At 74.9% G+C, this 21421-nt stretch carries 18 protein-coding genes; 8 read left to right on the forward strand and 10 right to left on the reverse strand.

What is annotated here, in order from left to right; translation table 11 throughout:
* Nucleotides 1-7: 7 nt before the first annotated feature.
* Nucleotides 8-742, forward strand: a complete 735-nt coding sequence (locus tag AB0H53_RS01005; protein ID WP_362105136.1) for a ferritin-like fold-containing protein — start codon at nt 8-10, stop codon at nt 740-742.
* Between the two features lie 49 nt (nt 743-791).
* On the opposite strand, the gene AB0H53_RS01010 is transcribed toward AB0H53_RS01005, so the two are convergent.
* The 4 genes from AB0H53_RS01010 to AB0H53_RS01025 form a co-directional block, all read right to left on the reverse strand.
* Complete coding sequence (locus tag AB0H53_RS01010) at nt 792-1061, reverse strand: hypothetical protein (protein WP_362105138.1); 270 nt, start codon at nt 1059-1061, stop codon at nt 792-794.
* A gap of 276 nt (nt 1062-1337) precedes the next feature.
* Nucleotides 1338-1565 carry a DUF3107 domain-containing protein gene (locus AB0H53_RS01015; protein ID WP_362105141.1) on the reverse strand — a complete coding sequence of 76 codons (228 nt, stop codon included), beginning with the start codon at nt 1563-1565 and terminating at the stop codon, nt 1338-1340.
* 142 nt (nt 1566-1707) lie between these two features.
* Entirely contained in the window at nt 1708-2349 is a 642-nt protein-coding gene (locus AB0H53_RS01020; protein WP_362105144.1) for a TetR/AcrR family transcriptional regulator, read from the reverse strand.
* 147 nt (nt 2350-2496) lie between these two features.
* Entirely contained in the window at nt 2497-2721 is a 225-nt protein-coding gene (locus tag AB0H53_RS01025) for a hypothetical protein (protein ID WP_362105147.1), read from the reverse strand.
* Between the two features lie 132 nt (nt 2722-2853).
* Between AB0H53_RS01025 and AB0H53_RS01030 the strand changes: the two genes are divergently transcribed.
* The 6 genes from AB0H53_RS01030 to moeZ all read left to right on the forward strand — a co-directional run bounded on the left by AB0H53_RS01030 (nt 2854) and on the right by moeZ (nt 11100).
* Complete coding sequence (locus AB0H53_RS01030) at nt 2854-3816, forward strand: alpha/beta hydrolase (protein WP_362105150.1); 963 nt, start codon at nt 2854-2856, stop codon at nt 3814-3816.
* 8 nt (nt 3817-3824) lie between these two features.
* Nucleotides 3825-5279: a DUF3152 domain-containing protein gene (locus AB0H53_RS01035; protein ID WP_362105153.1), complete on the forward strand. Its 1455-nt coding sequence runs from the start codon at nt 3825-3827 to the stop codon at nt 5277-5279.
* A gap of 232 nt (nt 5280-5511) precedes the next feature.
* The gene (locus AB0H53_RS01040; RefSeq protein WP_362105156.1) at nt 5512-7398 is read left to right on the forward strand and encodes a glycosyltransferase; all 1887 of its coding nucleotides are present in this window, start codon (nt 5512-5514) and stop codon (nt 7396-7398) included.
* A complete protein-coding gene (locus AB0H53_RS01045) occupies nt 7391-8599 on the forward strand; it encodes a hypothetical protein (protein WP_362105158.1) in 1209 nt (402 codons plus the stop codon). Before AB0H53_RS01040 ends, AB0H53_RS01045 begins: the two co-directional genes overlap by 8 nt.
* A 169-nt stretch (nt 8600-8768) precedes the next feature.
* On the forward strand, nt 8769-9725 hold the full coding sequence (locus tag AB0H53_RS01050) for an NAD-dependent epimerase/dehydratase family protein (protein WP_362105161.1): 957 nt from the start codon (nt 8769-8771) through the stop codon (nt 9723-9725).
* A 196-nt stretch (nt 9726-9921) separates the two neighbouring features.
* On the forward strand, nt 9922-11100 hold the full coding sequence (moeZ, locus tag AB0H53_RS01055; protein WP_362105164.1) for an adenylyltransferase/sulfurtransferase MoeZ: 1179 nt from the start codon (nt 9922-9924) through the stop codon (nt 11098-11100).
* Nucleotides 11101-11179: 79 nt separating this feature from the next.
* Here the strand turns inward: moeZ and AB0H53_RS01060 are convergent, their stop codons facing one another.
* From AB0H53_RS01060 to AB0H53_RS01085, 6 genes are all read right to left on the reverse strand, one after another.
* Nucleotides 11180-12718: an alpha/beta hydrolase gene (locus AB0H53_RS01060; protein ID WP_362105167.1), complete on the reverse strand. Its 1539-nt coding sequence runs from the start codon at nt 12716-12718 to the stop codon at nt 11180-11182.
* Nucleotides 12719-12785: 67 nt separating this feature from the next.
* Entirely contained in the window at nt 12786-14381 is a 1596-nt protein-coding gene (locus tag AB0H53_RS01065) for an alpha/beta hydrolase (protein WP_362105170.1), read from the reverse strand.
* A gap of 182 nt (nt 14382-14563) precedes the next feature.
* A complete protein-coding gene (locus AB0H53_RS01070; protein ID WP_362105173.1) occupies nt 14564-16510 on the reverse strand; it encodes an ABC transporter permease in 1947 nt (648 codons plus the stop codon).
* A 7-nt stretch (nt 16511-16517) separates the two neighbouring features.
* On the reverse strand, nt 16518-17306 hold the full coding sequence (gene modA / locus AB0H53_RS01075) for a molybdate ABC transporter substrate-binding protein (RefSeq protein ID WP_362105175.1): 789 nt from the start codon (nt 17304-17306) through the stop codon (nt 16518-16520).
* 19 nt (nt 17307-17325) lie between these two features.
* Nucleotides 17326-17721, reverse strand: coding sequence for a helix-turn-helix transcriptional regulator (locus tag AB0H53_RS01080; RefSeq protein ID WP_362105178.1), 396 nt, complete (start codon nt 17719-17721; stop codon nt 17326-17328).
* A 234-nt stretch (nt 17722-17955) separates the two neighbouring features.
* Nucleotides 17956-20766: a lysylphosphatidylglycerol synthase domain-containing protein gene (locus tag AB0H53_RS01085; RefSeq protein ID WP_362105181.1), complete on the reverse strand. Its 2811-nt coding sequence runs from the start codon at nt 20764-20766 to the stop codon at nt 17956-17958.
* Between the two features lie 98 nt (nt 20767-20864).
* On the opposite strand from AB0H53_RS01085, the gene AB0H53_RS01090 reads away from it, so the two are divergent.
* Nucleotides 20865-21251: an MGMT family protein gene (locus tag AB0H53_RS01090; protein WP_362105184.1), complete on the forward strand. Its 387-nt coding sequence runs from the start codon at nt 20865-20867 to the stop codon at nt 21249-21251.
* The last annotated feature ends 170 nt before the right edge of the window (nt 21252-21421 follow it).

The raw sequence follows: 21421 nt of genomic DNA on the forward strand, positions 1-21421 counted from the left end.
GCGCTTCATGGAGACGTCTGACAACGCCACTGCCGCCGAAGAACCGACCGGGATCGCCGCCCAGGACTGGGCCGGTGCCTCCGCCGACCCGCAGTACCGCGCGGCCGTCGTGGACCTGCTCGGCGCGCTCGCCTACGGGGAGCTGGCGGCCTTCGAGCGGCTCGCCGAGGACGCGAAGCTGGCGCCCACGCTGGACGACAAGGCGGAACTGGCGAAGATGGCGTCCGCCGAATTCCATCATTTCGAGCGCCTTCGTGACCGGCTGGCCGCGATCGACGTGGCGCCGACGGCCGCGATGGAGCCGTTCGCCAAGGCCCTGGACGACTTCCACCGCCAGACGGCGCCGTCCGACTGGCTGGAGGGCCTGGTCAAGGCGTACGTCGGCGACTCGATCGCCAGCGACTTCTACCGCGAGGTCGCCGTCCGGCTGGACTCCGACACCCGCGCGCTGGTGCTGACGGTGCTGGACGACACCGGGCACGGGAACTTCGCCGTCGAGAAGGTGCGCGCCGCGATCGAGGCCGACCCCCGGGTGGGCGGCCGCCTCGCGCTGTGGGCGCGCCGGCTGATGGGCGAGGCGCTGTCGCAGGCCCAGCGGGTGGTCGCGGAGCGCGACGCGCTGTCGACGATGCTGGTGGGCGGGGTCGCGGACGGCTTCGACCTGGCGGCGGTGGGGGAGATGTTCTCCCGTATCACCAAGGCGCACACCAAGCGCATGGCCGCGCTGGGTCTCGCCGCCTGAGGGCCGGCGGGCCGAATGGGCCGGGAACGGGCCGGGGGCGCGGCGGCGGTTACGCCGCCGCCGATCGGCGCAGACGGCGGGGTGCGGGCCTCAGCAGCAGCGAGAGCAGTACGGCTCCGACCGCGGCCGCGCCGAGCAGGGTGCCCAGTACGTGTCCGGGGCCGAGCGCCGCATGGGTCAGCAGGGCGCCGAACAGGGCGCCGAGCACACCGGTGACGAAGACCGTGCGGCTCGACGGAAGCCGGTCGGCCAGTCGGTGGACGGCTCCCCAGGACAGTACGAGTCCCAGTACGACGGAGCCGAGAGCTTCCCAGAACACTGCTGATCACCTCGCGGACGGCGGGGCGGGCAAAACGGTCGTAGCCCGTACTACCCGGAGCACGCGGGGGGCAACCATCGCGCCACCCGGCGGCCGGTTCGCGGACCCGGACGTGGGCACGTACGCCGCACGCCCGTACACCGGTCCGTACCGCCCGACGCCCGGTGGCCACCCGGGTGCCACCCGCGTGCCCGCCGGGTCGCCGCCCCGGCCGGACCGGGGTAAGGAAAGGGCCCGGCGGGGTCGTTCCCCCGCCGGGCCCTCACGCCGTACTGCTCAGAGCGCGCCGAATCCCACGCGGCGGGCCGTCGGCTCGCCGATCTCCACGTAGGCGATCCGGTCGGCCGGCACCAGGACCTTGCGGCCCTTGTCGTCCGTGAGGCTGAGCAGCTGCGCCTTGCCGGCCAGCGCGTCGGCAACCGAGCGCTCGACTTCCTCGGCGGACAGCCCGCTCTCCAGAACGATCTCCCGGGGCGCGTGCTGCACGCCGATCTTGACCTCCACGGCTATGTCCCTCCGAACGGTCAGCGTTGCGCGGTCAGCCGCGCCGTACCCAGCACACATTAGCCCGGAGAGGGGACGGGGCACGGCCCGCCCGTGCACGCCAGGAGCGAACAACCGGTGTCCGCCTCCGGCTCACTCCGGCTCAGTGGCCCTCGGTGGCGTGCAGCGGGAACCCCGCGATGCCGCGCCAGGCCAGTGAGGTCAGGAGCTGCACCGCCGTGTCGCGCGGGATGGACGACCCGCTGGACAGCCAGTACCGGGCGACCACCTGCGAGACCCCGCCCAGGCCCACGGCCAGCAGCATCGACTCGTCCTTGGACAGCCCGGTGTCCTCGGCGATCACCTCGGAGATGGCCTCGGCGCACTGGAGCGACACCCGGTCGACCCGCTCGCGCACCGCGGGCTCATTGGTGAGGTCGGACTCGAAGACGAGGCGGAAGGCGCCGCCCTCGTCCTCCACGTACGCGAAATAGGCGTCCATGGTGGCCGCCACGCGCTGCTTGTTGTCCGTGGTGGACGCCAGCGCGGTGCGCACCGCCTGGAGCAGCGACTCGCAGTGCTGGTCCAGCAGAGCCAGGTACAGCTCCAGCTTGCCGGGGAAGTGCTGGTAGAGCACCGGCTTGCTGACACCGGCCCGTTCCGCGATGTCGTCCATCGCGGCCGCGTGGTACCCCTGTGCGACGAAGACTTCCTGGGCCGCGCCGAGAAGCTGATGGCGTCGGGCTCGGCGCGGCAGGCGGGTGCCCCGCGGGCGCGCCGCCTCTGTCTGCTCGATGGCTGTCACGCCGCCTCCCAAAATCGATCCATGTGCGGTGTCGCGCCGCGCCCGCCATCGTACTTTTGGGTAACCCGGACGTGCGCGGTGCGAGCGCAGAATTTCACGTACCGGACGGCCGGGGCAGCCGGAGGTTCACCGGTAAAACCGGTCAAATCAGCGGTAGTCGTCCTCATCGAGCTCGACCACCCGGGCCTGCTCCGCGGCGTCCGCCTCGTTCGCCACGTCCGGATCGATCCGGGTGAGCGGGTCGTCCCCGCGCTGCCGCAGCTCCGTGTGCTGTTCGGCCGCGTCGGCCTCCGGGGTCTCCTCGGTGAGGTCGACGGTCGGCTCCCGGTCCTCGGGATCGAAGTTCTCCGCAGCGGTCGCGTCGATGGTCATGGGCTCCCTTTCACATGGACGGGCGGGGGCACGCCCTCAGTACGAGCGTATGAGGTACCCCTCCTGGACGCCATGCCATCCTGTGACGGCGAACACATCATTGGTCACGTGATCATCTCGTAACATTGCCGCATGTCTTCGACCGATCTGCCGGACGCTCTGGCCGCGGCCGCGGCCGGGCCACGGGTGGGCACCGTACGGGTCGCGGACGGGGAGCGGCTGCGCACCGTCGCGCTGCCCGGGGTCACCCTCAGTGTGCGCTTCCGGCCGTCCGACCGCACGGGCCTGCCGCCCGCGCTCTACGTGCACGGGCTCGGCGGTTCGTCGCAGAACTGGTCGGACCTGATGCCGCTGCTCGAGGACGTCGTGGACGGCGAGGCCATCGACCTGCCGGGCTTCGGGGACTCCCCGCCGCCCGACGACGGCGACTACTCGCTGGCCGGCCACACCCGCGCGGTCGTCCGGTACCTGGACGCGGGCGGACGCGGCCCCGTGCACCTCATAGGCAACTCGCTGGGCGGCTCGATCGCGACCCGGATCGCCGCCAAGCGCCCCGACCTCGTCCGCACCCTCACCCTGGTCTCACCCGCGCTGCCCGAGCTGCGCGCCCAGCGCGGCGCATGGCCCACCGGACTGCTCGCGGTGCCCGGTGTCGCCACGCTCTTCTCCCGGCTCACCCGCGACTGGACGGCCGAGCAGCGGGTGCGCGGAGTGATGGCACTCTGTTACGGGGATCCGGGCCGGGTCACCGACGAGGGGCTGCGCAACGCCGTGGAGGAGATGGAGCGGCGCCTCCGGCTGCCGTACTTCTGGGACGCGATGGCGCGTTCCGCGCGCGGCATCGTGGACGCGTACACACTGGGGGGTCAGCACGGGCTGTGGCGGCAGGCGGAGCGGGTGCTCGCGCCGACGCTGCTCGTGTACGGGGGGCGTGACCAGCTCGTCTCGTTCCGGATGGCGCGCAGGGCGGCGGCCGCCTTCCGGGACTCCCGGCTCCTGACGCTTCCGGACGCCGGGCACGTCGCGATGATGGAGTACCCGCAGACGGTCGCCAGGGCCGTACGGGAACTGATGGACGACAACGGCGGGAGCTGATTCGGGGCGTGGGACGGCACAGTCGCAGGGGCCCCGCGCCTCAGGGCTCCGAACGGAGCCCGGAGAACGGCACCGCCCCTGACCCGGTGGCCAGGACCGGTGGCGAGGGGCAGCCGGCCGCCAGGCCCGCGGAGCGGCCGGGCACCGGGCGCCGCCGCAGGACCGCCGCCACCGGCTTCGAGCAGCACCGCACGCCGCCGGACCAGGCGCAGCCGCAGCGGCCGGCTCCGTACGGCACGTCGTTCGGCGACGCCCAGGAGGTGCGCGGCGGGCACCCCGAGCCGCAGCCGCAGCCCCCGCGCGCCCAGCAGCCGCGACCGGGTGGGTACGGCGACCGGCAGTACGGCGACCGGCCCGGAGCGCCGAGGACCGGCCTGGCACACCCGGCGTCGGCAGGGACGGCTGCCGGTGCGGCGGCCGGGACGCGGATACCGGGCCCGCGCCGGGAGTTCCTCGACGCGTTCGACCGGGCCCCGGGGCGTCCGGCGGCCGAACCGGAGCCCGGAGCGCCGGGGCGTGGACCGGCCGCCGGCCGCGCCGGCTCCGGGCAGGGCGGCGCCGGCGACGGAACCGTCAGGAGCGCTCCCGGCGCCGGCCGGCCCGTCGAGGGCGTCCCGGTCAAGAGCGGTACCGGCGGGCCCGGCAAGGGCCGCACCCTCACCGGTGTGGCCGCCGCGGCCGTCACCACCGTCCTCGCCGTCGTCGTGGCCGGCCAGGTCGGCGGCACCGGGCAGGACCGCGACACCGCCCGGCCGCCGGTCCGGGCCGCCGAACGGGCCGCCGGACACGACCCGGCGTCCCGTTCCGACGCATACGGGCGCTCGGCGCCCTCCCGCGCCGTGCCGAAGCCGCCCGCGCCCGCCACCTACGACCAGTTGATGACGCGGCGGTTCCCGCTCGACCCCCGGCTGCGCGCGACCGGCGTCTTCCAGGCCGTACCGGGCCTCGACAAGGCCCCCGGCCAGGGGCGCAAGGTGCGGTACCGGGTCGATGTCGAGAAGGGGCTCGCGCTCGACGCCGGGCTGTTCGCCCGGGCGGTCCACCAGACCCTGAACGACGAGCGGAGCTGGGCGCACGGTGGGGCCATGACGTTCGAGCGGGTCTCCACCGGCGCGGCGGACTTCGTGGTCACGCTGGCGAGTCCAGGGACCACCGCGGTCTGGTGTGCCAAGTCCGGTCTGGACACCACCATCGACAACGTCTCCTGCGACTCCGCGGCCACCGAGCGCGTGATGGTCAACGCCTACCGGTGGGCCCAGGGTTCGCCCACGTACGGCGTCAACGCGATGCACCCCTACCGGCAGATGCTGATCAACCACGAGGTCGGGCACCGGCTGGGACACAACCACGTCAGCTGCCGCACCCCGGGGGCGCTCGCGCCCGTGATGCAGCAGCAGACCAAGTCGCTGGAGATCGACGGCGTCAAGTGCCGCCCCAACCCCTGGGTGTTCCCCGGCGGCTGACGGTGCCCGCCGCGCCCGGTCCGGGCCCGCCGCCCCGGGCGCGGCGGGCCGCCCCGCCCCCGGCCCAGCGCGACGGAACGCGGACGGCGCGGGAAAGTCACGTGCATTCACCCCTTCCGGTGGCGCGATGGACAACCGTCCGTCGCGCGGCCGGTATCTCCGCTTACGTTCGTCCCGCTGCGAGTCGCCGGAACAACGGCGGCCGCACACAAGGGAGATCGGGGGTGTACTCGTGCGGATCGGACTGATCACCAACGGTGATCACCCGTATGCCACGGGTGAGTCCAGGCTCTGGTGCGACCGGCTCGTCAGCGGGCTCGCACAGCACGCGTTCGACATCCACGCGCTGGGCGGCGCGCCGGGCGGCGGCCCCGGTGCCGGGGCGTGGTGGAGCGGCCCGGCGCGCCGGGCGAGCCCGGGCACGCCCCGGGGGGCAGCCGGTGGCGGCGGTCGCCCCGGGCGCGGTCGAGGCGGCCGTCCGGGCCGGCGCGACCGGCGGCGCTTCGCCGGGCACCTGGCGCTGCTGACGTCCGCCGTCTGCGGGACGGGGGACGCCGCCGGCTTCGCCGAAGGGCTGTACGGACTGGCCGACCTGGCCCGGGAACGCGGCGGTCTGGGCACCGCGCTCCGGTCCGAGGCCGTCGTGCGCGCCGTGGAGTCCGCCTGCCGCGCCCCGGGTGCCCGCCGGGACGTCCACGACGCCTCGCTGCCCGACCACCTCGCCTTCGCCGGTGAGCTGGAGCGCGCCCTGCGCCCGCTGTCGCTCGACTGGTACGACGGCCCGGACGGCCTCGGCGCGGTCGACGTCTGCCATGCCGCCTCCGGTGGCACCACGGCCCTGCCCGGCCTGCTGGCCAAACGCTTCTTCGGGGTACCACTGGTGGTCACCGAGTACGGCGCACACCTGCGCGCGCACTACCTCGCGACCATCGACGCGCCGCTGAGCACTCCCGTACGGGCCCTGCTCGCCGCCTTCCACCGCCTCCTGGCCGCCGAGGTGTACCGCCAGGCCGCCGTCATCACCCCCGGCAACGCGCACACCCGCCGCTGGCAGGAGAAGTGCGGCGCCGACCGGGCCAGGCTGCGCGTCGTCCACCCGGGTATCGACGCCGACCGGTTCGCGGCGGTCGGCGAGGGGGGCGACCCGGGCGAGCCGCGCACCCTGGTGTGGGTCGGCCGGATCGCACCGGCCAAGGACCTCGTCGGCCTCCTGCACGCCTTCGCCGAGGTGCGCAAGGCGGAACCCGGGACGCGGCTGAGAATCATCGCCACGCCCGCCACGCCCGCCGCATCCGCCACGCCCGCCGCATCCGCCACGTGCGCGTGCCGGGCCACGCCCGCCACCCCCGCCGACCGGGCCGCACCCGCCGCACCCGCCACGCTGCTGAGCCGGACCACGTCCGTCGCCCCTGCCGCGCCCGCCGGGCCGGCGGCCCCCGCGCCGCTCCGCCACACGCCGGAGGCCGCCTCCTACCTGGCCCACTGCCAGGCCCTGGCGGCACAGCTCTTCCCCGACGAGGCCACCGGCGCGCACGCCGTGGGTGACAACCCGGTCTCCTTCGAGGAGCTGGGCGGCCCGTGCGCCCCCGACCTCCCCGCGGCGTACGGCGCGGGGACCCTGGTCGTCCTCTCCAGCGTCGTCGAGGGCTTCCCGACCACCCTGGCCGAGGCCATGCTCTGCGGCCGGGCCACCGTCTCCACGGACGCCGGTGCCGTGGTGGAGGTCATCGGCGGTACGGGGCTGGTCGTGCCTCCGCGCAATCCGCGGGCACTCGCCGACGCCTGCCTCGCGCTGTTGCGCGACCCGGAGCGCCGGGACCGACTGGGCGCCGCCGCCCGCGCCCGCGCGCTGGAGCTGTTCTCCGTCGAGCAGAACCTCGCGGCCTTCCAGGAGATCTACCTGGAACTCGTCGCCCGCTCCCCGGTGCGCCGGGACGCGGAGGGTGTGGACGCCGACGGCGAACCACTGCCGTTCGCGCACCCGGCCGAGGCGTACCTGCCGGGCCACTGGACGAGCCGGGACCACGGCCGCCCGCCCGGACCCGGCCACCGCCCCGTCCCGTCGTGGGCCGGGCAGCCGGTCGGCGCGGGCAGCGGAACGGGAGGCGGCGATGGCTGAGGGAGCCCTCGAACCGGCCGGCCGGCGCGGCCCGGCCGACCCCGTCAAAGCCCTGCACCTCCACCGGGACCTGTGCGAACGGGCCGTCGACCCCCTGGAGATCGCCGCCGGACTGGAGGCGCACGGGCTCACCGACCGCACCGCGGCCCGCTTCCGGCACCGGGACGTCTTCGGCCTCGCCGAGGAGCTGTACGCGCGCGTCCCGCGCGGCGGTACCGGCCACCCGCGCACCGCCGCGGACCCGGACACCGCCGCGGACCCGGACGCCGCCGGCCCGGTGGGCGCGGCGGTACGGGCGGCCGGCCGGGCGCTGCTCCCGCTGCTGCCCGGCGCCGTCTGCGCCCTCACCCTGGGCGGCCTCGCGGCGGCCGAAGGGCGCGCGCGGCTCGCGGTCGGCGCGCTGGGCGCGGTCGTGTGCGCGGTGGCGCTCGTGACCGCGCTGCGGCGGGGCCCGCTGCGCGCCACCGGACGCCCGGTGCCGGGCACGGGCGCGTGCGCCGGCTGGCTGCTGGCGTACGCCGCCTTCGGGGACGGCCTGCTGATCAGGCTCCTGACCGGCGGGCCGGACGGGCCCCGGCCCCCCGACCCGGGCGCGCTGCTCGGGCTGGCCCTCGCGGTGGCACCCGCCGTCTGGTGCGCGAGCCTGTTCGCGAAAGGCGCCCGCCGAGGGCTGGCGGGCAGCCGCGGCCTGCGGGACTTCACCGCCCGGACCCGGTCGCTCCTGCTGGGGGTCGTCGCGCTGTACCTCACGGCGCTGGCCGGGGCGCTGGTGTCGGCCCGGCTGGTGGCGGCCGTGCTGGCGCCGGCCCCGGACCCGGGCGCGGGCTCCGCCGGGGTGCCGGAGGCGGGCGCGGACCCGGGCGCGGCCGGGCCGGGGGCCGCTCCGTTCGTCGCCGTCGCCGCCCTCGGCGCCCTGCTCTTCCTGGCCCGCCTGCTGTCCGCGCACGGCCGGCCGGATGCCGCTGCCACGGTCCTGCTCACCGCCTGCGCCGCCGAGGCGCTGGCCCTCGCCTCGGTCCTGGCCGCCCGGCTGCCCGGCTGCGACGTGCTGGCCCGGCCGGTCGGGGCGGTGACCGGGGCGGGCGGAGCCGCCGCGGTGCCCGCCCTGGTCTGCGGGGTGGCCGCGCTCGCCCTGCTGGCCCGGGCCACGGCCGTGCTCACCCGCGCCTCCACGCACGCCGCCGTCCGGCCCACCGGGTGACGCGACCGCGCCCCACCCGGCGGCGGCCCGCCACCCCCCTGTCGGCCCGACCCGTGCCGGCACGTCATACGTCCGTAGGTCACCCGGCCACGCGCCGCCCATCCAAGGAGACGACCAAGATGACCACCCAACCCCCAGCAACGGCCGGCCGGCACGAAGGGGCTGCGCGATGAGGGTGCTCCTGCTCGGTGCCAATGGATTCATCGGCCGCTTCGTCGCCGAGCGGCTGCTCGCCGACCCGGCCGTGCACCTCACCGCCCTCGGGCGCGGCGACGACGCCGACGTGCGGTTCGACCTGGCCGGTGGCAGCCCCGGCGCCCTCACCCGGTTCCTGGACGCCGTCCACCCCGGTGTCGTCATCAACTGCGCCGGGACCACCCGGGGCGGCGCCCGGGACCTGACCCGGCACAACACCGTCGCCGTCGCCACCGTCTGCGAGGCGCTGCGGCGCAGCGGCTGCGGGGCGCGCCTGGTCCAGGTCGGCTGCGCCTCCGAGTACGGGCCCTCGCAGCCCGGCTCGTCCACCGCCGAGGACGCGGTGCCCCGTCCGGGCGGCCCGTACGGCGTGTCCAAGCTGGCCGCCACCGAACTGGTCCTCGGCTCCGGTCTGGACGCCGTGGTGCTGCGGGTGTTCTCACCGGTCGGCCCCGGCACCCCGGCCGGTTCACCGCTGGGGCGGCTCGCCGAGGCGATGCGCCGGGCGATGCAGTCCGGTGACGGCGAGCTGAAGCTCAGCGGGCTGGGGGCGCAGCGCGACTTCGTCGACGTACGGGACGTGGCGCGCGCCGTGCACGCCGCGTCCCTCTCGGCGGCGCAGGGCGTCGTCAACATCGGCACCGGCCGCGCGGTCCGGCTGCGGGACGCGGCGGCCGTGCTGGCCAGGGTCGCCGGCTACCCGGGCGCCCTGCACGAACTGGACGGCCCCGTCCGCCCCCCGATCGGCGTCCAGCGGGGCGAGTCGCTGATGGACCATCAGCCGGGCGGGCCGCACCCGTACCCCGACGGCTGCGGGAGCTGGCAGCAGGCGGACGTCCGGACGGCGCGCGACCGGCTCGGCTGGCGGCCCCGGATCAACCTGGAGGAGTCCCTGGCCGACATCTGGATGGAGGCGGCGTGCCGCATCTGATCCGCCGGGGCGCCGGGCGGCCCGCACCCCCGGTACGGTGCGCCGGCCGGACCGGACAGAACCGGCCATACGCGGCGCTGCCCGGCTACTGGGACGAACCTGTCTCGCAGCTTGGACCGGGTGTCTCGGAATGAGAAGGGCCGTGGCAGTGTTACGGGGAGAACAACCGTACTGACATCCGACCAACGGAGACCCCGTGTCGCTGCCACCCCTGGTTGAGCCGGCTGCCGAGCTCACCGTAGACGAGGTTCGCAGGTACTCCCGCCACCTGATCATCCCGGACGTCGGGATGGACGGGCAGAAGCGGCTGAAGAACGCCCGTGTTCTCTGTGTGGGCGCCGGCGGGCTGGGCTCGCCCGCGCTGATGTATCTGGCCGCGGCGGGCGTGGGCACGCTCGGCATCGTGGAGTTCGACGAGGTCGACGAGTCGAACCTGCAGCGCCAGATCATCCACAGCCAGTCGGACATCGGCCGCTCCAAGGCGGAGTCCGCGCGCGACAGCGTCCTGGGCATCAACCCGTACGTGAACGTGATCCTCCACGAAGAGCGGCTCGAGGCCGAGAACGTGATGGACATCTTCCGCCAGTACGACCTGATCGTGGACGGTACGGACAACTTCGCCACCCGCTACCTCGTCAACGACGCCTGCGTGCTGCTGGACAAGCCGTACGTATGGGGCTCGATCTACCGCTTCGACGGCCAGGCGTCCGTCTTCTGGTCCGAGCACGGCCCCTGCTACCGCTGCCTGTACCCGGAGCCACCGCCGCCGGGCATGGTGCCCTCCTGCGCCGAGGGCGGCGTGCTGGGTGTGCTCTGCGCGTCCATCGGCTCCATCCAGGTGACCGAGGCCATCAAGCTGCTGGCCGGCGTGGGGGACCCGCTGGTCGGCCGCCTGATGATCTACGACGCCCTGGAGATGCAGTACCGCCAGGTCAAGGTCCGCAAGGACCCCGACTGCGCGGTCTGCGGCGCGAACCCGACCGTCACCGAGCTCATCGACTACGAGGCCTTCTGCGGCGTCGTCTCCGAGGAGGCCCAGCAGGCGGCGCTCGGCTCCACGATCACTCCCAAGCAGCTCAAGGAGTGGATCGACGCGGACGAGAAGATCGACATCATCGATGTCCGTGAGCAGAACGAGTACGAGATCGTCTCCATCCCGGGCGCCCGCCTGATCCCGAAGAACGAGTTCCTGATGGGCAGCGCCCTCCAGGACCTCCCGCAGGACAAGCGGATCGTCCTGCACTGCAAGACGGGTGTCCGCAGTGCGGAAGTCCTCGCGGTGCTGAAGTCGGCTGGCTTCGCCGACGCGGTCCACGTCGGTGGCGGCGTCATCGGCTGGGTCAACCAGGTCGAGCCGGAGAAGCCGATCTACTAGGCGTCCCGGTACGGCGAAGTACGGTGCTCGGGCCGGGCCCGGAAGGGGTCCGGCCCTTCCGTGTGCCCGGCCCCGCGCCTCAGCGTGCGCAGGTCGTGCCGTCGGCCGGCACCTCGCCCTTGAGCAGGTAGTCGTCGACGGTCCGCGTCACACAGGACGAGGTGCCGTAGGCCCCGTGCCCCTCACCCTTGTTGGTGACCAGGACGCCCACGCCCGCGCCCAGTTCGTCCGCCATCCTCCGGGCGCCCTCGTACGGCGTGGCCGGGTCGCCCGTGGTGCCCACCACCAGGACCGGGCCCGCGCCCGGCGCGCTCGCCTCCCAGGTGGCCGCCTCGCCCTTCACCGGCCACCGCGCGCACCAGCCGGCCGTGTCCCACGCCAGGAACTCGCCGAAGACCGGGGATATCCGCCGGAACTCCGGCAGCAGCGCCTTCGCCTGGGCGGCGGTCGGCCGCTGGCTGCTGTCGGCGCAGGAGATCGCCCGCTGCGCGTGCTGCTCGGTGCCGTAGTGCCCCCGCTCGTCACGGTTGTTGTAGAGGTCGGCGAGGCGCAGCAGCCCGTCGCCCCTGCCGTTCTCGGCCTCCTCCAGGGCGTCGGTCAGCCGCGGCCACATGCTCTGCCCGTACAGCGGATAGACGATGCCGGTGACGGCGAGGCTCTGGGTGAGCTCACGGCCGCCGCCGGCCGGCAGCGGCTCGCGGTCCAGCCGCCGCAGCAGCCGGGCCACGCGCGCGGTACCCGCCTCGGCGCCCTCGCCGGTCGACTCGAAGTAGTTGTTCAGCGCCCGCTGGAACCCGGTGGTCTGGTTGCGGGCGTGGCCGATCGCGTCGGCCGTCGGGTCGGTGACGGCGTCCAGCACGGTCCGCCCGACGTTCCCGGGGAACAGGTGCGCGTACGTGCCGCCCAGCTGGGTGCCGTAGGAGATCCCGAAGTAGTTCAGCTTCCGGTCGCCCAGCACGTGACGGACGACATCCATGTCCCGGGCGGCGTTGGCCGTGGTGACATGGGCGATCAGCTCGCCGGCCCGGGTGGCGCAGCCCCTGCCGAACTCGGCGCCGTCCCGCAGGAAGGCGGCCGTCTCGGCGTCGGTGTCCGGTGTGAGGTCGATCCGCGCCTCGGCGGCTGCCTGGTCCTCGTCGTCGCGGCACACCACCCCGGAGCTGCGGGCGACGCCGCGCGGGTCGAAACCGACCAGGTCGTAACGGCTGTTGAGGTCGTGGTACTGGTCGGCGAACGAGGGCAGCATGCCGACGCCGGACGCGCCGGGGCCGCCGAAGTTGAACAGCAGCGAGCCGATGCGGCGGTCCTGGTCGCGGGCCTCCTTGCGGATCAGCGCGATCGCGACCGGGTCCCCGGCCGAGGGCCGTTCGTAGTCCAGCGGGACCTCGACACTGGCGCACCGCCACTGTCCGCCGGGCGGCTCCTCGCCCTCGGGCGCCTCGCACGCGCGCCACTCGGGCCGCTGCGCGGTGAACGCGGCGGGCAGCGAGGCCGCCTGGCCCGTCGGGGGCAGGGCCGCGCCGCCGTGGTCGTCGGGCGCGCTGTCGCAGCCCGCGACCGGCCCGGCCACCAGCACCGCCGCGACGGCCAGGACCCCCGCCCGTACCCGCATGGACATGTGTTGCCCCCCAAACGTCCGTTCGCCGAACGGCCATCCTAGGCGCCGCCACCGACAGCGAGCGGCGCTACGGGCAGACCGTTCCGGCGGCCGGGACCCTGCCGTCCAGCAGATAGGCGTTCACGGCCCGCTGGACGCACCGGTCACCGCTGTTGTACGCGCCGTGCCCCTGACCCCGGTACGTCAGCTCCACCCCGACACCCTTGCCGAGCGCGGCCGCCATCGCCCTGGCGCCCTCGTACGGCGTGGCCGGGTCACCGGTGTTGCCGATGACGACGACGGGGGCCGCGCCGGGGGCGCTGACGTCGGGGTGCTCCGAGGCGCCGGGGACCGGCCACCGGGAGCAGGTCAGCAGGCCCCAGGCGAGGAAGTCGCCGAAGACCGGGGAGGCCGCCCGGAACCGGGGGAGCGCCGCCCTGGTCCGCGCCGGCGAGAAGCGGGCCTTGTCGTCGGCGCAGTTGATGGCCGCGTTGGCGGCCTGGACGTTGCTGTAGTCACCGTTCTGGTCGCGCCCGTTCATGGAGTCGGACAGGGCCAGGAGCAGGGCTCCGTCGCCGCCGTCCGCCTCGTCCAGACCCTGTTCCAGGTACGGCCAGTACTCCTTGGAGTACAGCGCCTGGGCGATGCCGTTGGTGGCCTGGGACTGGGTGAGCCGGCGGTCGCCGATACCGGGGACGGGCTTCTTGTCGAGTTCGGCGAGCAGCCCGGTGATGAAACGCTCGATCTCCCCGGGATCGCGGCCGGGCAGCTTGCACGCGTCGCCCCGGCGTACGCAGTCCCGGGCGAAGTTGTCCAGCGCGAGCTGGAACCCCTTGGCCTGGCCGAGCGCCCCCTGCTCGGCCGTCCCGGTGGGGTCCACGACGGCGTCGAAGACGGCCCGGCCGACGTTCCCGGGGAACAGGTGCGCGTAGACGCCGCCGAGTTCGGTGCCGTAGGAGATGCCGAAGTAGTACAGCTTCCGGTCGCCGAGGACCTGGCGCATCAGGTCCATGTCGCGGGCCGCGCTGGTGGTGCCGACGTGGGGGAGCAGGGGGCCGGAGTTCTTCTCGCACGCCTCGGTGAACTTCTCCAGGCCCTCCTGGTACGCCCTCTCCTCACCGGCGTCGTCCGGTGAGGAGTCCAGCGCGTAGAACGCGTCGAGCTCCTGGTCGTCCTGGCACTCCACGCCCTGGCTGCGGCCGACCCCGCGCGGATCGAAGCTGACCAGGTCGTAACGCGCGCGCAGCGGCTCGTAGTCCTTGGCGAAGGACGGCAGGGCGGTGATGCCGGAGCCGCCGGGGCCGCCGAAGTTGAAGACGAGGGAGCCGATCCGCCTGCTCCGGTCGCGGGCCTTGGCGCGGATCAGGGCGAGCTCGATCGTCTCGCCGCCGGGGTCGGCGTAGTCGAGCGGGGCGTCCATGAAGGCGCACTCCCACTGGGCGCCGCCGGGCAGCGGGGAGGGCGCGGTGCCCCCGCCCTCGTCGACGGAGGGCGCGGGGCACTTCGACCACTCCAGCTTCTGGGCGGCCAGGTCCTCGGGCCGGTCCGGGTCCCGCCCGCCCCGGTCCGTGCCGTTGTCGGAGCAGCCTGCGGCGATCAGCACGGCGGCGGTCGCGGCGGCGACAGCGGCGGCCCGCCGGGGGCGGCGGGCGGAGGCACGCCGGGGAGCGCGGATGGTCGGCATGCCTTCATCGTGCGCCCCCCGCCCGCCCCCCGCCCGCGCCGGCGGTCCATGCGGGCGACCCGCCCGGGGCGCCGCTCCCGGGGCGCCCGCCGGGGTCCGCCGGGCCTCTGCTGCCGACCGGTGCGCCCGACCGGCGCGTACCGCTCACCGGGTGCGGCGCTCCGGGTCCGCCCGGCGCGCCGCTACAGGGGTACGACCGTGATCTCCGTCGCCTTCACGCTCGCCCACACCTCCGTGCCCTCCGCCAGGCCCAGTTCCGCGGCCGCCGCCGGGGTGACCTCCGCCACCACCTCAGGGACCGGCCGCTCCTCCCCGGCCGGGGCTCCGGTGACCAGGACGCGCAGCCGGCCGCCCTGGGCGGTCAGCTCGCGGACGGTTCCCCGCCACACGTTGCGCGGGCTGCCCGAGGGCCGGGCACGGTGCAGCGAGACCGCCTCGGGGGCGACCACCGCGAGCGCGGGTCCGGCCACCGCCGCGTCGCTGGCCGTCACCAGCCGCGCGCCGCCGGCCAGCTCCAGGGCGGTGCCGCGCGCCGTGCCCGGCCACGCGTTGCGGCCGAGCATCCGCGCCACCCACGGCGAGCGCGGGTGCCGGGCCACCTCGGCGGGCTCGGCGAACTGCACGGGCCGGCCCTCCTCCAGCACCAGGACCCGGTCGGCCAGCGAGACCGCCTCCACCGGGTCGTGCGTCACGATCAGGCACACGCCCGGGAACCCGGCCAGATGCCGGCGCAGTGTGTGCCGTACCCGCGCCCGGGTCGTCTGGTCCAGCGCCGCCAGCGGCTCGTCCAGCAGCAGCAGCCGGGGCCGGGCCGCCAGCGCCCTGGCCAGCGCCACCCGCTGGGCCTGGCCGCCGGAGAGCTGCCCGGGCCTGCGGTCCGCGAGGGCGCCCACGCCCAGCCGCTCCAGCCAGCCCCGCGCCTCCCGGCGCGCCCGCGCGGCCGGCACGCCCTGGGCGCGCAACCCGTACGCGGTGTTGGCCAGTGCCGACAGGTGCGGGAACAGCGCGCCGTCCTGCGGCACCCAGGCGATCCCGCGCCGGTGCGGGGCCAGCCCCGCCACCTCGTGGCCGCCCAGCCGCAGCGATTCCGCCGTGGCCCGTGGCGTCAGTCCCAGCAGGGCCCGCAGCAGGGTGGTCTTGCCGGCCCCGTTGGGCCCGACCACGGCGACCGTCGTCCCGGCCGGGACGTCCAGTGACAGGGCGGTGAATCCGGTGACCCCGGCGTCCAGCGGCCACCTCTCGGAGCCGTACCCCCTCGCCCCGGTGTCCTCGGCGGCCGGGTCCCGCGCGGCGTCCGGCTCCGGGTCGTCCCGTTCCCCCGAGGCGGGCCGGGCCTCGCGCACCCCGCCGCCGAGCCACCGGCCGCGCAGCGCCACCAGGACCGCCGTGGCGACCACCAGCAGCAGCAGCGACACGGCGACCGCCCCGTCCGGGTCGTTCTGGAGCAGCAGGTACACCTGGAGGGGCAGGGTCTGGGTGGTGCCGGGCAGGTTGCCGGCGAAAGTGATCGTCGCGCCGAACTCGCCGAGCGCCCGCGCCCAGCTCAGCGCGGCCCCGGCGACCAGCCCGGGCCCCACCATGGGCAGGGTCACGGTGCGGAACGTACGCAGCGGGGAGGCGCCCAGGGACGCGGCGGTCTCCTCGTAGCGGGGGTGCAGCCCGGCCAGCGCGCCCTCCAGGCTGATCACCAGGAACGGCATCGACACGAACGCCGAGGCCACCACGGCGCCCGAGGTGGAGAACGGCAGGGTCACGCCGAACCACTCGTCCAGCGCCCCGCCCAGCAGCCCGCGCCGCCCGAAGCCCTGCAGCAGGGCCACACCCGCCACCGTCGGCGGCAGCACCATGGGCAGCATCACCAGGCACCGCACCAGGGCCTTGCCCGGGAACTCCAGCCGCGCCAGCACCCAGGCCAGGGGCACCCCGATGAGCAACGACAGCAACAGGGCCCAGCCCGAGACGACCAGTGAGAGGGTGAGCGCCTCGCGCACCTCGGGGGCGGTCAGCCGGCGGGGCAGGCTGCCCCAGGGGGCGTGCGCGAGGACCCCGGCGAGCGGCAGCATCAGGAAGACCACCGCCAGGGCGGCGGGCAGGACGAGGGCCAGGGGCGCCCGGCGCGACGGCGTCACGCCGGCCTCACGGCGTCCGGAAACCGGCGTCGCGCAGCAGTGCCCGCGCCTGGGCGGAGCCGAGCCACTTCACGAAGTCACCGGCCGCCCGCCGGTCGTCGGAGGAGTCGAGCGTCGCCGCCGGGTAGGAGGCCACGGCGTTCCGCGCGTCCGGCAGGGCGACCGTGCCGACCTTCCCGGCGGCGGCCTTGGCGTCCGTCTCGTACACCAGACCGGCGTCCGCCTCGCCGACCTCGACCTTGCTGAGGACGGCCCGCACGTTCGGCTCCTGGGAGACCGGCTTCACCGTCACCCCGGCGGCGTCCAGGATCTTCTTGCTGTAGCGCCCCACGGGCACCTCGGGGGCGGCGAGCACCACTTTCAGTCCGCTCCTGGAGAGGTCCTCCAGGCCGGTGATGCGTTCCGGGTTGCCCTTGGCGGTGGCGATGGTGAGCCGGTTGCGGGCGATGACGACCGGGTCGCCGGTCTCACCCCTGAGCCCGTCCATGGTGGCGGTGTCGGCGGTGACCAGGACGTCGGCCGGGACGCCCTGGCGTACCTGCGAGGCCAGCTCCTGGGACCCGGCGAACGAGAAGGTCACCTCGGTGCCGGGGTGGGACTTCTCGTACGCCGCGCCCGCCACCGTGAAGGCCTCGGTGAGCGAGGTGGCGGCGAGCACGGTCAGTCCGGTCCGCCCGGCCGCACCGGCGGGCGCGCTCCCGGCCCTGTCACCGGCCTCGGGAGAGGCCGGGCCGCCGCAGCCGGCGAGCGGAACCAGCACGGCGGCGGCGAGCACGGAGGCAGCGATACGGCGCATGGGACCCACCCTCAAGACGTCACGCACGGTCGATATGGACATTCGTGGACTTCACCCGGGCCACCGCCTCCATGCCGACCTCCAGGCCCAGCTCCTCGACGGCCTCCCGGGTCAGCAGCGACACCAGCCGGTGCGGGCCGGCCTGGATCTCGACCTGCGCGGCGACATCGCCGAGCTTCACGGCGGTGATGATCCCGGCGAAGGCGTTGCGCGCGGTCGTGTAGGGCACCTCGCCGTGCTCGTCGGTCTGCTGGGCGAGCTCCACCGCGAAGGCCGCCAGGTCGGGTCCGTCGACGAGCCGCCTGCCCGTCTCGTCCCGCCGGGTGGGCAGCCGGCCGGCGTCGGCCCAGCGGCGCACGGTGTCGGCGCTGACCCCGAGGAGCCGCGCCGCCCGCTGAGTGGTGTAGGACCGCATGTGCGGCAATCTAGGCCGTCAGTGCTCGCATGTGCAAGGAAGAATGGATGTTCCTCCTGGCAGGTGCGGGCCCTCTCATGGGAACGCGCATCCGCCCGGCACGGCAGGCGCCCGTCCCGCGCGGGCGCCCAGCCGTTCCGTACGGCAGGACACCCGCCCGGTGCGCGCCACGCCCGTCCTTCCCGGCGCCCGGCGGGCACGCCCGTCCTGCGGGGCCGATGGGCGGGCGCCGGGCTAGAGGGCTTCCCGGCGGGTCAGGAAGTTGAACGACAGCCAGCCCGGCAGCACCGGCAGCCACAGCGTCAGCAGCCGGTAGAGCAGTACGGCCGGCGTCGCGACCTCCAGCGGCAACCCCACCGCCACCAGGCCGAACGTCAGCGCCGTCTCGACCGCGCCGACCCCGCCCGGTGTCGGCGCCGCCGACCCCAGGGCGTTGCCCGCCAGGAACACCACGGCCAGGCTGGCGTAGCTCAGCGGCTGGTCGCCGCCGTCGAAGGCCCGGATCGAGGCGTCCAGGCAGAGCACGAACGCGGCGGTCAGCAGCAGCATCCCGCCGATGCCCGTGATCAGCTTCACCGGCCGCTGGAGCACGTCCAGCATGCGCGGCACCACGCCGGCGAACAGCGAGCGCAACCGGGTCGAGACGAACTTGCGCAGCGCCGGGATCGCCGTGACCACCAGCACCAGCACCGCGACCGTCAGCAGGCCCGCGATGACGGTCCTGGACGGCGTGAAGTCCTGGGTCTTCTCGGTACCCGTCAGATAGCCGAACGCCAGCAGCAGCAGGATGTGCGCGCCGAGCCCGAAGAGCTGGGACGCGCCGACACTGGCGACGGCCAGGCCGGGGCGCACCCCGGAGCGCTGGAGGAAGCGGGTGTTCAGCGCGACCCCGCCGACCGCCGCCGGGGCGACGATCTTGACGAACGACCCGGCGACCTGCGCCACCACCGTGCGCAGGAACGACACCCGCTCGGGCACGAAACCGAGCAGGCTCATCGCGGCCGCCACATAGCTGAGCGCGGAGAAGAGCACGGCGGCCGACACCCAGCCCCAGTGCGCCTGGCCGATGGTCGACAGGGGGGTCCGGGCGATCTGGGAGAGCAGGAAGTACGCGGCGATGGCGCCGGCGATGAGGCTGATGAGCGTACGGGGCCTGATCCGCTCCAGCCGGACCGGCTCGACCGGCGCCTGCGGGCGGATCAGCAGCACCTGCTGGCGGATCTGGGCCAGCAGGTCCTCCTCGCGGGCCTCGTCCAGCGCCTCGTCCAGGGCCCGTTTCTCGGCCTGTTTCTCCGCCCGCGCCGTCCTGCGGTCGGCCTTCTGGCCCGCCTGGCCCTCCTGGGCTTCCTGGAGCCGGGCGTGCCGGGCGGCCTCCGACGCCGCGAGGACCGCCTCGCGCTCGCGCTGCGAGCGCTCCCGGGCCAGCCTGCGCAGCGTCGCGCGGGTGGACCGGCTCAGCGCGATCGGCTGGAGCAGCGGCAGGCAGTCGGCCACCTTGTCGGGGCCGAGCACCCCGACCGCGGCGGCCACCGCGCGCTCGGCGCCGACGCGCAGGCCCAGCGTGGTGAGGAGCTGCGCGATGTCCATCCGCAGCACCAGATCGCCGGCGGCGATCTCGCCACCCCGCAGATCTGTGATGATCACTCTGCCGGAACGATCCACCAGGAGGGCGTCACCGGTCAGCCTGCGGTGGGCGATCCGCCGCGACTGGAGCGCCTTGACCTGCTTCCAGGCGCCCCTGACCACCTGGTCGGTGATCTCCTCGTCGGTCATCGCGTCCAGGGAACGGGCACCCAGGTGCTCGTACACCAGCATCACGGCGTCCGGCCCCAGCTCCGAGGTGGCGATCAGCTTCGGCGCGTTGGCGCCGGCGGCGATCGCCGCGTACGCCAGCAGCGCCTCCTGCTCCAGGGCCTGGCGCAGCGACTGGATGGAGCGGCGGGTGGTGATGCCGCGCAGTGTCAGCCGGCGCCACACCCGGTAGAAGAACCCCTGCGCCTGCTGCTCGCGGTCCACCACCGTGACGTCGAGCGGCGGGCCCTCCTCCAGGGTGACCAGGTAGCGCCGGCCCCGCTCGCCCTGCTCGGCGGAGTCGGGCACGTCCTCGGCGCGCATCGCGCTGACCGGGCGGAACCCCACATGGCGCAGACCCGCCAGCAGCGTCTGGCCGGTGGGGCGGACGTTCGGCGAGCCGACCGCGTACAGCGTGCCGTACGCGACCGTCCAGCCGATCAGCACGGTGAGGATGATCGAGAACGGGGTGGTGTAGCCGGCCACCAGCATCGCGAACGCGTCCAGCAGCAGCACCATCCACAGCACCACCCGCCAGCGCGGCCTGCGGGCCATGCCGACGGCGGACATGTAGGCGATGACGGGCGCGAGGTAACCGTGCACCGGGTCGGTCAGCCCGCCGCCGGACTGCGGCTGGGTCAGCGCGTCCTGGATGGTGCCGGGCGCCGCCCTGGCCACCCACAGGTCGGTGGCGAGGGTGACACCGTGCGCCAGCACGGCGGCGAGGACACCGTCGGCGATGCGCAGCCCGTCCCGCTTGATCAGCCGCTCGATCGCGAAGGCGACCGGGACGAGCAGCACGGCGATGCTGGAGACCAGGCCGGCGAGCTTGACGAACACGTCGGGCGCCTGGCCGGTGCCCTTGTTGATGTCCTGCTCAAGGCCCGACGTGGTGCCGTGGGCGAAGGCCGCGATGGCGATGACGACGGCGATCGCCAGCAGGCCGATGAGCAGCCGCAGCAGGTCGGACGGACGGTGCACCCGGGCGGCGAGCAGCGGCTCGTCCCCGGAGACGCCGTCGACACGCCCCTGCGCGTTCACCCCTGCCGGCTCCTTCTGCGCGCGCTGCTGGTGCTGCCGGTGCTGGTCGTGCCGCTCGTCGCGCACACCCGGCCCGTGCCGCCCATCGTGCCCGCTCGGGCCGTCCGGCGACTCGGCGGCGGCCGCCGAGGAGGCCGGTGGCACGCTCGCCGCTCCGGGAGGCCGCACATCCTGCCCCTTCGTCGTCTCTGTCTCTTCTTGGTCTCGTATCACCAGTCACCGCCCGGAAGATGGTGGCATGACCGGGTGGCGCCACGGTCCGGCAGGGTGTGCCGGGCCCGTTGTCGGTGCCGTGGTGCAGGATGGACCGGATGAGTGCGCAGGAGCTTCCCGAGTACGCGGAACGGGTGCTTGAAGTCGCCGAGCTGATCCCGCCCGGCCGGGTGATGACGTACGGGGACGTCGCCGAATGGCTGGGCGAGGGCGGGCCGCGCCAGGTCGGCCGGGTCATGGCGCTGTACGGCGGCGCCGCGCCCTGGTGGCGGGTCGTGCGCGCCGACGGCCGGCTGCTCCCCGGCCACGAGCCGCGCGCCCTGGACCACTACCGCCGGGAGGCCACCCCGCTGCGCGGGGCCACCGGCCCGACCGGGGGCCACCTGCCCCGCCTCGACATGAGGCGGGCCCGGTGGGACGGCGGCGCGGGCCCGGCGTCCGGCGGGGCCGCCGGGCCGGCGGCGAGTGCGGTGGCTCACACGTGACAGCTTCGTCCATCCGGGGGCGCGGCGGACAGTCCGAAAACCGTACGGAGTACGCGTAGCGTGCTCTCCGGGCGGTGCCACCATCCGCTCCCCCATCATCAGCACACCCACCAGGACCGGCGATCCACGTGAGCTCCTCCTCCACCACTCGGCGTACGCCGCACCAGGAG

This window comes from Streptomyces sp. NPDC050856, from assembly GCF_040653855.1.
Lineage (GTDB): Bacteria > Actinomycetota > Actinomycetes > Streptomycetales > Streptomycetaceae > Streptomyces.

Coding starts and splice junctions, on each gene's coding strand:
- AB0H53_RS01005 (WP_362105136.1), top strand. CDS start 8: ATGGAGACGTCTGACAACGCCACTGCCGCCGAAGAACCGACCGGGATC.
- AB0H53_RS01025 (WP_362105147.1), bottom strand. CDS start 2,721: ATGACCATCGACGCGACCGCTGCGGAGAACTTCGATCCCGAGGACCGG.
- AB0H53_RS01030 (WP_362105150.1), top strand. CDS start 2,854: ATGTCTTCGACCGATCTGCCGGACGCTCTGGCCGCGGCCGCGGCCGGG.
- AB0H53_RS01045 (WP_362105158.1), top strand. CDS start 7,391: ATGGCTGAGGGAGCCCTCGAACCGGCCGGCCGGCGCGGCCCGGCCGAC.
- AB0H53_RS01050 (WP_362105161.1), top strand. CDS start 8,769: ATGAGGGTGCTCCTGCTCGGTGCCAATGGATTCATCGGCCGCTTCGTC.
- AB0H53_RS01060 (WP_362105167.1), bottom strand. CDS start 12,718: ATGTCCATGCGGGTACGGGCGGGGGTCCTGGCCGTCGCGGCGGTGCTG.
- AB0H53_RS01065 (WP_362105170.1), bottom strand. CDS start 14,381: ATGCCGACCATCCGCGCTCCCCGGCGTGCCTCCGCCCGCCGCCCCCGG.
- modA (WP_362105175.1), bottom strand. CDS start 17,306: ATGCGCCGTATCGCTGCCTCCGTGCTCGCCGCCGCCGTGCTGGTTCCG.
- AB0H53_RS01080 (WP_362105178.1), bottom strand. CDS start 17,721: ATGCGGTCCTACACCACTCAGCGGGCGGCGCGGCTCCTCGGGGTCAGC.
- AB0H53_RS01090 (WP_362105184.1), top strand. CDS start 20,865: ATGAGTGCGCAGGAGCTTCCCGAGTACGCGGAACGGGTGCTTGAAGTC.